Below are 14,145 nucleotides of genomic sequence, written 5' to 3'. Positions count from 1 at the left end.
CCGGACTCAGGCGCGCCCTGGCATCCCCGCCGCATCGAAGCGGCGCCCGCAGCTCGACTGCATAGTTTTGCTGCACCACGATATGAATCGCGGCAGCCTTCGCTGCAATAACGCGCTTGACTTCGTAACTGATCTCAACGACCGTATCATGCAAGCGTTGGGCAGTTCAGCCCGTCAACGCAACGAGCTTCAACCATTTCCAACATCACGCTGATTTTGCGTGCTCGGTTGGCGGCGAGGGCGCCCTCGGCTTAACAGCCGGTGGGCGCCTTTTTATTTTGGAACGAGTGATGGCGCGGACGAACTATCGGATCGGCGTGATGCTGTCGACGACGGGCTCGTACAGCGTCGTTGCGCGCTCGATGCTGAACGGGGCGCTGCTCGCGTTTCGCGAAATCAATGCGGGCCATGACGACATTGCGCTGGAGCCGGTCGTGGTCAACCCGGCCGGCGACCTTGCGAGCTATCGTTCGCTCAGCCTCGAGCTGCTCGGTTCCGGCGTCCGGCATGTGGTCGGCTGCTACACCTCGTCGAGCCGCAAGGAAGTGATTCCCTGCTTCGAGAAGTTCGACGGACTGCTGTGGTATCCGTCTCATTACGAGGGATTCGAGAGCTCCGACAACGTCATCTATACCGGCGCCGCGCCGAACCAGCACGTGCTGCCGCTCGTCGATTATCTGGCATCCCGCGTCGGCTCGCGCGCCTTCTGCGTCGGCTCCAATTACATCTGGGCCTGGGAAAACAATCGCATCTTCCGGGAAGCACTCGCCGCGCGCGGTGGCACCGTGCTTGCCGAGCGGTATCTCTCGGTCGGTGACACCGAGGTCGACCAGGTGATCGCGGCGATCATCGACCAGCGTCCGGATTTCGTCTTCAACAATTTGATCGGTACCAGCGCTTACGCCTTCTTCCGGGCGTTCCGGGCCGCCTGCCGTGCGCGTGGCATCGACCAGGCGGCTGAAATCCCGGTCGCGAGCTGCACGCTGTCGGAGCCGGAATTGCCGGAGATCGGCCCGGATGCTGTCGATGGACATCTGTCCTCGAGTGTTTACTTCTCCTCGCTCAACTCGGCGGAAAACGGCACCTTCATTCGCGCCTACACCACGTCCTTTCCGGATGGACCGGTCTCGTCGGCAGACGCCGAAGCGTCCTACATCGCCGTCAAGCTGCTCGGCGCGGCCCTGTCACAAGCCGGCACCGACGACGCCCGCACGGTACGCGCCGCCGTGGCAGACCAGCGGCTGTGCGCTCCGCAAGGCGAGGTCCGCATCGACCGCCAGACCTTCCACGCCTGGCTGACGCCCCGGATCGGCCGGTCGACCGTCAGTGGGCAGTTCGAAGTGCTGCTGGAATCGCGTGAGCCGATCGCGCCAGATCCCTATCTCGTTCAGTCGTCACCGCGCTTTGCCAGCGCAATGCGCTCTCCGCTTTTGAAGGTGGTGCAATCATGAGCTCCCGACTGCTACAGAACTTCAAGGGCGGCCGTGCCATCGTCGTCACCCGGCGAGGCGGATGGGAGAGCGCGCTCGAAACGACGCTGGCCAAGCTTGGCGTCTCCACCGAATATCCGGAGATCATCGACGGTCGTGCGCAGATTGATGTCGCAAGCCTTCAGGCCGAGCGGGACATCCTGTTCATCGACGGCGATCTCGAAGGCGCGGTAGCGATCGAGGTCAATCCCGGCTCGCGCTTGCCGCCGGTGCCGGTGATCGGCCTCGTCGGCGTCGAAGCACCGAGCCGGCTCAAGGCGCTCGTCAATCTCGGCGCAACGTCGTTCCTGCGTAAGCCCGTGCATGGCGGCGCGGTCTACACGTCCCTGTTCATGGGCATCAACCAGTTCCTGCTGCGCGCCGAGATGTATGAGCGCCTTCAGAGCCTCGAGGAGCGCCGCCGCGGCCGGCGCGCGGTGATCCGGGCGGTCGTCCTGCTGATGCAGCAAGACGGCCTCGACGAGGAGGGAGCCTATTCCCAGCTCCGCCGCGACAGCATGCGCGCGCGGCAGAACATGGAACTCTATTGCGAGGAGTTCATGAGCAAGCGGGCGAAGCCGCCTGATACGTCCGGCCGCACAACCGGCATCACGCTGCAAGGCGGCAATAAGCAAGCCATCTAGGAGAAGCAAAAATGAGCAAGTCTGTATTGCGGGGGCTGCGTGCCGCAGCCCTCACGGGGACGCTTGTCCTCGGATCATCCCTCGGATCGCAAATGGCACTCGCGGCGGAAAATCCGATCAAGCTCGGCGTGCTGGAGGATCAGTCCGGCGACTTCGCCGCAGCGACGATCGGCAAGGTCCACGCCATCCAGCTCGCCGCTGACGAGATCAACAAGGCCGGCGGCATCATGGGCCGGCCGCTCGAGCTCGTCGCGTACGACACGCAATCCGACAACACCCGCTACCAGGAGTTCATGCGGCGCGTCCTCCAGCGCGACAAGGTCGATGTCGTGTTCGCGGGCTTCTCCTCGGCCTCGCGCGAGGCGTATCGTCCGATCGTCGACCAGTTCAACGGCTTCGCCTTCTACAACAACCAGTACGAAGGCGGTGTCTGCGACGGCCACATGATCGTGACGGGCGCGGTGCCCGAGCAGCAGTTCTCCACGCTCATTCCCTACATGATGGAGAAGTACGGCAAGAACGTCTACACGCTCGCCGCCGACTACAATTTCGGCCAGATCTCGGCGGAATGGGTGCGCAAGATCGTCAAGGAGAACGGCGGCAAGATGGCCGGCGAGGAGTTCATCCCGCTCGGCGTGTCGCAGTTCTCCCAGAGCATACAGAACATCCAGAAGGCCAAGCCCGACTTCGTGGTCACCCTGCTGGTCGGTACTGCGCAGGCCTCCTATTACGAGCAGGCGGCCTCCGCCAACGTCAACCTGCCAATGGCCTCCTCGGTCAACGTCGGTCAGGGCTACGAGCACAAGCGCTTCAAGCCGCCGAGCCTGAAGGACATGTACGTCACCACCAACTACATCGAGGAGATCGACTCGCCGAAGAGCAAGGAGTTCTACGCCAAGTTCAAGGCGAAATTCCCGAGCGAGCCCTATGTCAACCAGGAGGCGGAGAACTCCTATCTCGCCGTCTATCTCTACAAGCAGATGGTGGAGCGCGCGAAGTCGACCAAGCGCGAGGACATCCGCAAGGTGATCGCGCTCGGCGACGTCTGCATGGACGCGCCGGAGGGCAAGGTCTGCATCGACCCGAAGAGCCAGCACATGTCGCACACGATCTATCTTGCCAAGGTCGGTGCGGATCACGCGATATCGTTCCCGAAAGTCTGGGAAGACATCAAGCCGTACTGGCTGGGCGAGGCCGGCTGCGATCTGACCAAGAAGGATCCGATGGCCCAGTACACGCCGTCGAATCCTCCGCCGAAACCCTGACGGCGGCGGTTGCCCCGGCGTTCCCGGAACGCCGGGGCAACCCCGAACATCTGCGACGGCAGTCTCGCGCCTTCCCACATCCTGGTTGTTTCATGGACCTTGCGACCCTCGTCTTCTCTGCACTTTATCAGTTCGGCGACGCTTTCGCGTTCCTGGTGCTCTCGGCCTGTGGGCTCGCGGTGATCTTCGGCATGATGGGCGTGATCAATCTCGCCCATGGCGAGTTCATCATGTGTGGTGCCTATGTGACGGCGGCGACCGTGCATGCTGGCCTGCCGTTGCCGCTCGGAATCCTCGCCGGCACCATCGTGTCGGCGCTGGTCGGCGTCGTGGTGGAGCTGGTGGTCATCCGCCATCTCTACGACCGGCCGCTCGACACCATCGTCGCCACCTGGGGCCTCAGCCTGATCGCGACGCAAGGCACGCTGATCATGGTCGGTTCGACCATGGCAGGCGTAGGCACGCCGTTCGGCAGCTTCCAGGTCGGCGACTACTCCTATTCGATCTATCGCATCGTGCTGTTTTGCGCCGCGCTCGGTGTGCTGGCGGGGCTTTATGCACTGTTCAACTGGACGCGCTTCGGCGTGCTGGCGCGTGCCACCATCCAGGTGCCGCACATGGCCGCGGCGCTCGGCGTCGATACGCGTTTGATCTATAGCCTCACCTTCGCCTGCGGAGCCGGGCTCGCCGGACTTGCCGGCGGCCTTTACGCGCCGACCATGACGCTGGTGCCGACCATGGGCGCAACCTTCATCATGGAGGCGTTCGTCACCGTCGTGATCGGCGGCGCCGATGTCTTTCTCGGCACCGCGCCGGCAGGCGGCGTGCTTGCAATAGTGAAATCGGTGATGACGTCCTGGCAGGGGCAGCTGTTCGGCCAAATCGGCCTCCTGGTTGCCGTCATCATCGTCGTTCGGGTGCTGCCGAAGGGCATTTCCGGCTTCGTGCTGCGCGAGCGCACCTGACGGGGGATGGCGTCGTGACCGGTTTTCTCTCGTTGTTTCGCCGTCTCGAAGGACCGCAGACCGTCGGTCGCGGTCCGGCCTTCTGGAGCCTGTTCGCCGTCGTGCTCGCTGTCGCCCTGGCTTATCCGCTGGTGAGCGACGGCTACACCGTCGGCAACACGGTTTACTTCTTCGTCTGGGTGTTCATCGCTCTCAGCCTGTGCCTGATCTGGGGGTATGGCGGCTCGCTGTCGTTCGGCCAGACCGCCTTTTTCGGGATTGCAGGCTACGGCTATGGCATCCTCACCATCAATTTCGGCTCGGCCTATGGCTTCACGCTGGTGGCGCTGGTGGTAGCCGTCGCGATCGCTGCGCTGTTCGCGATCCTGCTCGGCTATTTCATGTTCTTCGGCCGCATCGCCGGTGTCTTCCTCGGCATCGTTACGCTGGCCGTGACGTTGATGCTGGAGCGATTCATGGCCCAGACCGCAGGGCCGGAGTGGCGTATCGGCAGCGCGCGACTGAACGGCTTCAACGGCATGAGCGCGATGCCGCCTCTGACCATCCCCTGGCCGGGTGAGCCGATCGTGCTGTTCGCGGACGTCGGCCTCTATTACTTCGTGCTCGGTCTTCTCATCTTCGTCTATCTGGGCCTGCGCATGCTGATGAACTCGTCGTTCGGCAACGTCATTGTCGCGATCCGGGAGAATCCGGAACGAGCGGAGATGCTGGGCTACGACGTGCGCAAATACCAGCTCATCACCTTCGTCATCGGCGCGGCGCTCGCAGGGCTCTCCGGCGTGCTCTACACGGTGTGGGGACAGTACATCACGCCCTCGAGCATGGGCATGACGGCGGCGGCGTTGCCGCTGATCTGGGTCGCCGTCGGGGGCCGCGGCGACCTGACGTCGACCGTGATCGGCACGCTGATGGTGCTGGCTGCGTTCCAGGCGCTCACGATCTATGGCAGCCAATATGCGCTGGTCTTCATGGGCGTGCTGCTGGTGATCACGGTGCTGATCGCCCCGAACGGCCTCGTGCTCGGCGCAATGAACTGGCTCGGCAGGCTCGCCGCCCGCCTGACGCAGAGGGCCGGCTGATGTCGCTGCTCGAACTGCGCAAGCTGAACAAGCATTTCGGCGGGTTACACGTCACCAACGCCGTCGACCTCACGCTCCAGACCGGCGAAATCCATTGCCTGATCGGCCCGAACGGCGCCGGCAAGAGCACGCTGTTCCGTCTGATTCTGGGTGAGCATCATCCCGGCAGCGGCGAAATTCTCTTCGCCGGGGAGAACATCACCTCCCTGAAATCCTTTGCGCGAATTCATCGCGGCCTCTCGGTCAAGTTCCAGGTGCCCGGCGTATTCAGGGGTCTGTCGGTCCGCCAGAACCTCGAGATCGCGCTTCAGATCCGTCATCGCGGCGCCGAGCTCGAAGCGGAGATCGACCGGCTGCTCGCCTTCCTCGGGCTCGGGTCCGAGCAGGCCCAGACGGCCGGCAATCTCAGCCATGGCCAGAAGCAATGGCTCGAGATCGGCATGGCGATCAGCCTGAAGCCGCGCCTGTTGCTGCTGGACGAGCCGACGGCCGGCATGTCGCCGGAGGAAACCCATCTGACCGGAGAGATGGTGCAGCGGCTCAATGCGGACGGCATGACGGTGCTCGCGATCGAGCACGACATGGCCTTTGTCCGCCAGGTCGCCCAGCGTGTCACGGTGCTGCATCTCGGCCAGGTCTTCGCGCAGGGCTCGATCGACGAGATCGTGGCGGATGAACGTGTGGCGGCGATTTATCTGGGGCAAGCCCATGCTTGATGTGCCACGCAAGGAGGTCATCCTCTCGACGTTGGCCTTGCGCGCCGGCTACGGCGGCAAGCCCGTGCTCCAGGGCCTCGAGATCGAGGTGCGGGAAGGCGAGATCGTCGCCGTCATCGGGCGCAACGGCGTCGGCAAATCCACGTTGATGAAGAGCCTGATCGGGCTCGTGCCGGCGATGAGCGGTTCGGTCGTCTATCGCGGCGAAGCGGTGGAATCCCTGCCAGCGCACAAACGGGCGCGCCTTGGCATGGGCTATGTGCCGCAGGGACGCGACGTATTTCCACGGCTGACCGTCGGCGAGAACGTCGCGGTCGGCGCCGCGATCAAGGGCGGCGGCATTCCCGAGGCGGGCCGACGCAGGATCGTGGAGGCGTTTCCGATCCTCGCCGAACGCTGGCACCAGCGTGCCGGCACCATGTCCGGCGGGCAGCAGCAGCAACTCGCGATCGGACGGGTCTTGATCGCGAACCCCAATCTCATCCTGCTCGATGAACCGTCGGAAGGGATCCAGCCCAACATCGTCCAGGATATCGCGCGCAACATGGTTGAGCTCAACCGCAGCACGGGCGTGACCATCATTCTGGTCGAGCAGAACCTCGACATGATCCGCGCCATGGCGCAGCGCTGCTACGTCATGGACAAGGGCCGCATCGTCGCAAATCTCGATCGCGCAGCGCTCGACGACGAAGCGGAGATGCGGCGCCATCTCGCCGTTTGAACGCTGGCCTACGACAGAAGGAGAAAAGAAAATGTCCTGGCACAAAGATTCGATCATGGCTCGCAAGGGCGTGGCCAAGGGAGAGCGCGGCACCTCGTACACGATCACTGAAAGCGAGCAGGGCAAGTATCACTATGTCTACGGCCCCTACGTGAATCCGGTGCTGACCGTGGATCCCGGAGCGGTCGTCTCCGCCGAGACCCACGACGCCTTCGAGGGAGCCATCAAGCACGAAACCGACAGCCCTTCGAAGATTCTCAATTTTCCGTTCCTCAATCCGCAGAATGGACCGATCCACGTCAACGGCGCCGAGAAGGGCGACACGCTCGCGGTCTATATCGAGAGCATCGTGCCGCGCGGGCCGCAGCCATGCGGCACCACCGTAGTCATGCCGGACTTCGGCGGCCTCGTCAGCACGGGGCAGACCGCGTTGCTCAACCCGGCGCTGCCGGAACGGGTGAAGAAGCTCGTGATCGATCCGAAGACCGGGACCAAGTGGAGCGACAAGATCACGTTGCCCTATGAGCCTTTCATCGGCACGATCGGAACGTCGCCGGAGATCGAGGCGATCTCCTCGCTCGTCCCCGATTATTACGGAGGCAACATGGACCTGCCGGACGTCGGCGTCGGCGCCATCGTCTATCTGCCTGTCAACACCAAGGGCGCGCTGCTCTATCTCGGCGACTGCCATGCCGCGCAGGGGGACGGCGAACTCTGCGGCGTCGCGATCGAGCATCCGACCGTGACCACGGTCCAGGTCGATCTCATCAAAGGCTGGACGATCGCCTGGCCGCGGCTCGAGACCAAGGATTTCATCATGACCATCGGCTCGGCCCGGCCGATGGAGGATGCCGCACGCATCGCCTATCGCGAGCTGTGCCGCTGGATGGCGGCGGATTACGGTTTCGAGGAGATCGACGCCTACATGCTGTTGACCCAGGCCGGACGGGTGCGTCTCGGCAACATGGTCGATCCGAAATACACGCTCGGCGCCTCCATCAAGAAATCCTATCTGCGCTAACGGGGGAACGTCGATCATGCCGTGCGTGCACAAGGTCGCCACTGTCCAGTTCGAGCCGACCATGTTCGAGAAGGAGCGCAACATCGCGCGCCTGCTCGAACTCTGCGAACAGGCGGCGGCGGCCGGCGCGAAGCTCATCGTCACGCCGGAAATGGGAACCACGGGCTATTGCTGGTTCGACCGGGCCGAGGTTCGGCCCTTTGTCGAGAAGGTCCCGGGACCGACCACCGAGCGCTTCGCGGCGCTTGCGCGCAAGCATGATTGCTACGTCGTGGTCGGCATGCCCGAAGCGGACGAGGACGACATTTACTTCAACTCGGCCGTCCTGATCGGGCCCGATGGCGTCGTCGGCCGCCATCGCAAGACCCATCCCTATATCTCGGAGCCGAAATGGGCGGCAGCGGGCGACCTGCACAACCAGGTGTTCGATACGCCGATCGGGCGGATCGCGCTCCTCATTTGCATGGACATCCATTTCGTGGAAACCGCGCGGCTGATGGCGCTGGGGGGCGCGGATGTCATCTGCCACATCTCCAACTGGCTCGCGGAGCGAACGCCGGCGCCTTACTGGATCAGCCGAGCGTTCGAGAACGGCTGTTACGTGATCGAGAGCAATCGCTGGGGGTGCGAGCGCACCGTCCAGTTCAGCGGCGGGAGCTGTGTGATCGCGCCGGATGGCGAGGTGGTCACGGTCCTCGACAAGGGCGACGGGTTCGCCCTGGCCGAGATCGATCTCGACATCGCTCGTGCGCGCCGCGTGCTCGGCGAGCCGGTCTTCGTTCAGCGTCGGCCCGAGCTGTATCCGGAGCTGCTGACCGATACTTTCAGCTGGAATCCGCGCGAGTTTTTCGGTCTCTATGGTCACGAGCCCTGGCCTGAAGGCAGGCGCTCGCGCGTCAGCGTGGCCCAATTCGCACCGAGCGACAGCGTTTCCGGAAATCTCGAGGCGATCGCGAATCTTGCGCGCCGGGCCAAGGCCGAGGGCGCGAATCTCGTGGTCTTCCCGGAACTCGCGATCACCGGCCTGGCGGGTCCGGCAAGATCGGCGCAGCCGATACCGGGACCTGCCACGGACAGTCTGCACGCGCTCGCTGCGCAGCTCGAGATCTACATCGTTTGTGGGATGGCCGAGCGCGCGGGCGACGTCGTTTACAACAGTGCCTGTCTGATCACGCCGGATGGAAGGATCAGGCGTTATCGCAAGACGCATTTGACGGAGGAGGAGCGGAGCTGGGCCACGGCCGGCGATGACTGGGCTGTCGTCGACACGCCGTTCGGGCGTATCGGCCTCCTGATCGGCCACGATGCGGCGTTTCCGGAAGCAGGGAGGGTGCTCGCGCTTCGGGGCTGCGACGTCATCGCGTGCTGCGCAGCAGTCAAGGGCCCCTTTGGTTCGCCACATGCGGGGACGGCGGTCCAGCAGTCGGCGCCGATTCCGACCGGCGCCGATCCGCATCATTGGCATCACTTTCGCGTCCGCGCCGGCGAGAATAATGTGTTCCTGGCGTTTGCCAACGTGTTCGATCCCGAACATGGCTATCCCGGGCTGAGCGGGGTGTTCGGCCCCGATACGTTCGAGTTTCCGCGCCGCGAGGCGATTGCAGCTGACGATACGGGCCTTGCCACGGCTCTGGTCGACACCACCAATCTCGACAGCGTTTATCCGACCAATGTCGTGCGCCGAAAGGATCTCGTTTCGATGCGGATGCCGCACAGCTATCGCGGATTGGTCAGGGCGGTGGCGAATAACCATTGAACGTGCGAGACTGCAGGAAAAGAAAAGGAACCGATCATGGATCTAGGACTTTCGGGCGCCAAGGTTCTCGTCACCGGCAGCACCAAGGGGATCGGTCGAGCGATCGTCGAGACCTTTGCGGCGGAGGGCGCGAATGTCGGCATTTGTGCGCGCAGCCAGGCGGACGTCGACAGCACTGTTGCAGCGCTCGAGAGCAAAGGCGTGGCGGCGTTTGGTGCTTCGGTCGACGTTGCCGATGGTGTGGCGCTCAGGGCCTGGGTGGTCGACATGGCGACCAAACTGGGCGGAATTGACGTCGTCGTGGCGAATGTGAGTGCGCTGGCTATCGGGCAGGACGATGAAAGCTGGGCAAGGGAATTTTCGACCGACATGATGGGCACGGTCCGGCTGGTCAATGCGGCCATGCCCTATCTGGAAAAGAGCGACGCCGGTGCGATCGTCGCCATATCGAGCGTTTCCGGGCGCGAAGTCGATTTCGCGGCCGGCCCCTACGGCACCTTCAAGGCGGCCATCATCCACTACACGCAAGGTCTCGCCAATCAGCTTGCACACAAGGGCATCCGCGCCAACACGGTGTCGCCGGGCAACACCTATTTCGAAGGCGGGGTCTGGAACACGATCAAGGACACCAATCCCGAGCTCTACAAGACGGCGCTTGCGCTCAATCCCACGGGCCGGATGGGGACCCCGCAGGAGATGGCCAACGCGGTCGTATTTCTCGCAAGTCGTGCCGCGAGCTTCATCACGGGAACGAACCTCGTCGTCGACGGTGCCCTGACGCGCGGTGTGCAGTTCTGAGGTATCACTGCCGCGTTGATCGCGGCGGTCGTCGCATGAATGTCAGGAGGCCGCCGGCCCGGATCGGCTCAGGCCAGATCCGGACCGAAGGCAGGGGCCTTTGCTTGCAAACTAGCCGCAGCTCAGCGGCAACGGCGCGTTGGGATGCAGGTAGTACCAGTCGTAGCAGTCGGGATAGGCGCCGTAGAATCCATACGCGGACCGATAGCGACCATACTGATGTAGTGCGTGGGGACTGAAGCCTGTGCCGCGGGGGGCGATGTGATCGCCGAGACCGAGATGGCCTCCGTCGAAGCGGTGTCCGCCACCGAACGCCGCGGTCCCGCCGGGATGAAATCCTCCGCCAAACCCGCCGGCATGGGCCATGCCGCCGAAATGCGCTCCCCCGCCAAAGCCCATATGTCCGCCGCCAAAGCCGCCGCCGCCAAAACCACCATGGCCGCCGCCGCCACCGCCGCGCGCCTCGGCCACCCCGACGGTCAACGTCGAGGCAAGTGCCGCTGTGGCTAAAATCATCAATACTCGTTTCATGGGAGCACTCCTTTTCTATCGAGGTGCTCGGCGATCCCTGCAGTTCGCTTCAGCGTCGTGGTGTCGCCAAGCTTCGTGATGAAAGGAAGATAGGAACGGCGCTCGTCAATCCCACTAAATTCGGTTTCAGGAAGACAAGGGCCGATCGGCAAGGTGATGCGGTCGGCCGACCGAGGTGCCCGGTCGGCCGCAAGAGCCGTAGCGATCAGAAGCTTCCGGTGCCCGGCTCACAAGGGACGTTGTCGCCGGTCCACGGCGCCGTCGCAAATGCGCCGACACGCGGCGCCGGAACGCAGGCGCGACCATCCCGATAGAGGGATGCGTTCGATGCCGCTGGATCGGCTTCCATGGAGGACGGTCGCGCGACGGCATGACGTTCGCGTGCCATGACAGGTCCTCCCAGCATGGCGACTGCGATCAATCCGGTCGATATGAGCTTGAGGGTAGACATTGTGGCTTCTCCTTTGATGACAGCAGGCAGACCAAGCCGGCTCGCGGAGGAGGTGCGAACGATCGCGGCTCAACAAAACGCACGAAATGCTCACCGGAGTTCAACGGCCCGTGATCTCTATTCGCGTGGCAGCCACGATCGTGCGAATCCGCAATGTTCGCCGCAAAATCCCATCCTTGTGCGTAACAAGGACCCATCGAGAACATATCTATGGTGCATCGCGAGTCCCGGACGGAGATGGGAGATGACCACGACGACAGCACACCTTTCTGCTCGCCCACCGTCGCTGGCCGCCCTCCCAGGCTTCCTGAATTGCTATTTAGTGGTGTTCCATCCTGAGCCGGACTATGTCCCCGCAGGGCGAGCGGTTCATCCCATGCAGGCTCAGCGCGGCGCCTTCGGGCGCATTGGGCTTGGAATATGACGACAAGAGCCGCCGAGCCCATGCTTCGTCGCCGCAGGCCGAAGCGCCTCGCAGGAGGTGGGACCGGGACAATGACGCGGATTCTTCTGATCGAGGACGACGCCGAGACCGCCGAGTCGGTCATCGCCGAGCTTGCCGATCGTGGCTTCGAGGTTCAGTGGTCGCCCGATGGCATCGATGGTCTCGATCGGGCGCGCTCGTCATGTCCAGATGCCTTGATCGTCGATCGCATGCTGCCCGGAATGGACGGGCTGACCGTCATCGAGGCGCTGCGCAAGGACGAGGTCGGAACGCCCGTCCTGGTGCTGAGCGCTCTCGGCGCGGTCGATGACCGGGTGCGCGGCTTGCGCATGGGAGGAGACGACTATCTCACCAAGCCGTTCGCGCTCGTCGAGCTCGTCGCTCGGATAGAGGCATTGCTGCGCCGTCCGACCGACAGTCGAGAAACCACGCTGCGCGCCGGGCCGCTGGAGCTCGACCTGATCGATCGGACCGCGCGGCGCGGCGAGCGCGAGATCGATCTGCTGCCGCGAGAGTTCCGCCTGCTCGAATACATGATGCGTCGCAGCGACCAGTTGTTGACGCGCGCGATGCTGCTCGAGGAAGTCTGGAACTATAAGTTCGTTCCTGCAACCACGAACCTGATCGACGTGCATATGGGCCGGCTCCGTCACAAGGTTGACGGCCCGGGGGAGGTGCAGCTCATCCATAACGTTCGGGGATCGGGATTCCTCCTGCGTGTGCGTCAATAGCCGCCGCGGCATCCCGAAATCGGGGAGCATGGTTTGCATGACTATCGAGCGTCGGATCGATGCGCCAGTTTCACTTCATTCGTTCGAACACGTTTCTCTGGGCCCTGGCGGTGGCGGCGGCCTTTGCGATGTTCGTGGTCGGGCTGTTCGCATTCATCTATTGGAAGATCGATGACTATCTGATCGTCCGGTCGGATCGGATGATCACGACGCAGATCGACTTCCTGGCCAGACTGTCTTCGGCCCGCCGTGTCAACGCGATCACCGATCACCTCGAACAGGACTCCAGGGGCGTGCAGTACGCGGGACTGTTCGACGCCGCCGGAGCCCGGCTCGCCGGCAACATCGAGCGCGTGCCGCCGGAGCTCGAGTTCGACGGGATGGTGCAGGGAGTGCGGCTCGATCGCATCACGCAATCGACTGACCACGATCCGGTTGTCAGAGCCGCGGCCAGGCGCCTGGGTGGCGGCGCCATCCTGGTCATGGCGAGAAATGTCGATGAGACGCGCGAGATATCGAGTGTGGTGGGGCAGGCTCTCGCGCTCGGCCTGCTGCCGGCATTCTGCCTCTGCCTGCTGGCCGGAGCGGGGTTGAGCATCCGTGCCCAGAGGCGCGTGGAGGAAGTGAACCAGCGGGTTCGGCGGATCGTGGCCGGTGATCTGCGCGAGCGTTTACCACAGGACAATGTGGATGATCCGTTCGCGCGGCTGGCCGGCATCGTCAATGGGATGCTCGACGAAATGGAGACGATGATCAACGCCCTGACTGGCGTCGGTAACGACATTGCTCATGATCTCAGGACACCGCTCACCCGTGCTCGGCTGGCGCTGGAGAGAGGCCGCACGCACGCGGTCACGCTGGAGCAACTCCATGAGGTCGTCGACAAGGCGGTCGCCGGGATCGATCAGTCGCTCGCAATCGTCACCGCGTTGCTGCGTCTGGCTGAGATCGAGAACAACCGCCGCATGGCCGGTTTCGGCGATGTCGCGCTCGACGAGATCCTGCGCGAGGTCTGCGACGTCTACGAGCCCATTGCCGAAGACAAGAACGTCGCGCTTGGCGTCGCCATCGATCGCAAGGTGCAGGTATGGGGCGATCGCGACCTGCTATTCGAGACGGTCGCCAATCTCGTGGACAATGCCGTCAAGTTCACGCCCGCGGGCGGAATGGTGAGGCTCGAGCTGGTGTCGGCCGACAAGACCGCGCGCGTGCGCGTGAGCGATACCGGGCCTGGTATCAACGAGCAGGAACGTGAGGCCGTGCTGCGACGCTTCTATCGCTCGGATAAGATGCGTCACACGCCTGGGGTTGGACTAGGACTGAGCCTGGTGGCTGCCATCGTCAAGCTTCACGGTTTCAGACTGCTCATTTGCCCGCCCCCCGGCGGGAGGGTCGAGATCCTTGTCTCGACAGGAGCAACAAGGGACTGCGCCCCAGCACCTCAATCCCGGATCGCGCGTCACGCGAGGCTTGACCGGACGTGACGTCGGCGGTGATGCCCGACTCTCGGACCGCCTGAAAACGAATTCAGGATTCTCAAGTCCAATTTAGTG

14 protein-coding genes are annotated in these 14,145 nt (G+C 63.6%); 12 read left to right on the top strand and 2 right to left on the bottom strand.

Annotated elements, in window-relative coordinates; genetic code table 11:
- The first annotated feature begins 290 nt into the window (after nt 1-290).
- The 10 genes from RAD10_RS20650 to RAD10_RS20605 all read left to right on the top strand — a co-directional run bounded on the left by RAD10_RS20650 (nt 291) and on the right by RAD10_RS20605 (nt 10,434).
- Nucleotides 291-1,451 (top strand): transporter substrate-binding domain-containing protein, encoded by a 1,161-nt coding sequence (locus RAD10_RS20650; RefSeq protein WP_461619014.1) that lies wholly within the window; start codon nt 291-293, stop codon nt 1,449-1,451.
- Nucleotides 1,448-2,113 carry an ANTAR domain-containing response regulator gene (locus RAD10_RS20645; RefSeq protein WP_461619013.1) on the top strand — a complete coding sequence of 222 codons (666 nt, stop codon included), beginning with the start codon at nt 1,448-1,450 and terminating at the stop codon, nt 2,111-2,113. The genes RAD10_RS20650 and RAD10_RS20645 overlap by 4 nt, the downstream gene beginning before the upstream one ends.
- 11 nt (nt 2,114-2,124) lie before the next feature.
- Entirely contained in the window at nt 2,125-3,378 is a 1,254-nt protein-coding gene (locus RAD10_RS20640; protein ID WP_461619012.1) for an urea ABC transporter substrate-binding protein, read from the top strand.
- Nucleotides 3,379-3,470: 92 nt separating this feature from the next.
- The gene (locus RAD10_RS20635; protein ID WP_461619011.1) at nt 3,471-4,343 is read left to right on the top strand and encodes an ABC transporter permease subunit; all 873 of its coding nucleotides are present in this window, start codon (nt 3,471-3,473) and stop codon (nt 4,341-4,343) included.
- A 14-nt stretch (nt 4,344-4,357) separates the two neighbouring features.
- Complete coding sequence (locus tag RAD10_RS20630; protein ID WP_461619010.1) at nt 4,358-5,422, top strand: branched-chain amino acid ABC transporter permease; 1,065 nt, start codon at nt 4,358-4,360, stop codon at nt 5,420-5,422.
- Nucleotides 5,422-6,138: an ABC transporter ATP-binding protein gene (locus RAD10_RS20625; protein ID WP_461619009.1), complete on the top strand. Its 717-nt coding sequence runs from the start codon at nt 5,422-5,424 to the stop codon at nt 6,136-6,138. The genes RAD10_RS20630 and RAD10_RS20625 overlap by 1 nt, the downstream gene beginning before the upstream one ends.
- Nucleotides 6,131-6,859: an ABC transporter ATP-binding protein gene (locus RAD10_RS20620; protein WP_461619008.1), complete on the top strand. Its 729-nt coding sequence runs from the start codon at nt 6,131-6,133 to the stop codon at nt 6,857-6,859. Before RAD10_RS20625 ends, RAD10_RS20620 begins: the two co-directional genes overlap by 8 nt.
- A 31-nt stretch (nt 6,860-6,890) precedes the next feature.
- Nucleotides 6,891-7,880: an acetamidase/formamidase family protein gene (locus RAD10_RS20615; RefSeq protein WP_461619007.1), complete on the top strand. Its 990-nt coding sequence runs from the start codon at nt 6,891-6,893 to the stop codon at nt 7,878-7,880.
- A gap of 16 nt (nt 7,881-7,896) precedes the next feature.
- The gene (locus RAD10_RS20610; protein ID WP_461619006.1) at nt 7,897-9,636 is read left to right on the top strand and encodes a nitrilase-related carbon-nitrogen hydrolase; all 1,740 of its coding nucleotides are present in this window, start codon (nt 7,897-7,899) and stop codon (nt 9,634-9,636) included.
- A gap of 36 nt (nt 9,637-9,672) precedes the next feature.
- Nucleotides 9,673-10,434: an SDR family NAD(P)-dependent oxidoreductase gene (locus RAD10_RS20605; RefSeq protein WP_461619005.1), complete on the top strand. Its 762-nt coding sequence runs from the start codon at nt 9,673-9,675 to the stop codon at nt 10,432-10,434.
- Nucleotides 10,435-10,545: 111 nt separating this feature from the next.
- Here the strand turns inward: RAD10_RS20605 and RAD10_RS20600 are convergent, their stop codons facing one another.
- Together RAD10_RS20600 and RAD10_RS20595 are read right to left on the bottom strand one after the other, a co-directional pair.
- The gene (locus tag RAD10_RS20600) at nt 10,546-10,950 is read right to left on the bottom strand and encodes a hypothetical protein (RefSeq protein ID WP_461619004.1); all 405 of its coding nucleotides are present in this window, start codon (nt 10,948-10,950) and stop codon (nt 10,546-10,548) included.
- Between the two features lie 220 nt (nt 10,951-11,170).
- Complete coding sequence (locus RAD10_RS20595) at nt 11,171-11,416, bottom strand: hypothetical protein (protein WP_461619003.1); 246 nt, start codon at nt 11,414-11,416, stop codon at nt 11,171-11,173.
- 495 nt (nt 11,417-11,911) lie between these two features.
- Between RAD10_RS20595 and RAD10_RS20590 the strand changes: the two genes are divergently transcribed.
- Together RAD10_RS20590 and RAD10_RS20585 are read left to right on the top strand one after the other, a co-directional pair.
- Entirely contained in the window at nt 11,912-12,592 is a 681-nt protein-coding gene (locus RAD10_RS20590; RefSeq protein WP_091952673.1) for a response regulator transcription factor, read from the top strand.
- 59 nt (nt 12,593-12,651) lie between these two features.
- Nucleotides 12,652-14,076, top strand: coding sequence for a sensor histidine kinase (locus RAD10_RS20585; RefSeq protein WP_461619002.1), 1,425 nt, complete (start codon nt 12,652-12,654; stop codon nt 14,074-14,076).
- Nucleotides 14,077-14,145: the final 69 nt, after the last annotated feature.

This window comes from Bradyrhizobium sp. 23AC, assembly GCF_054863025.1.
Note: the sequence above shows the minus strand (reverse complement) of the source record. Positions and strands in the feature narration are given on the sequence as shown.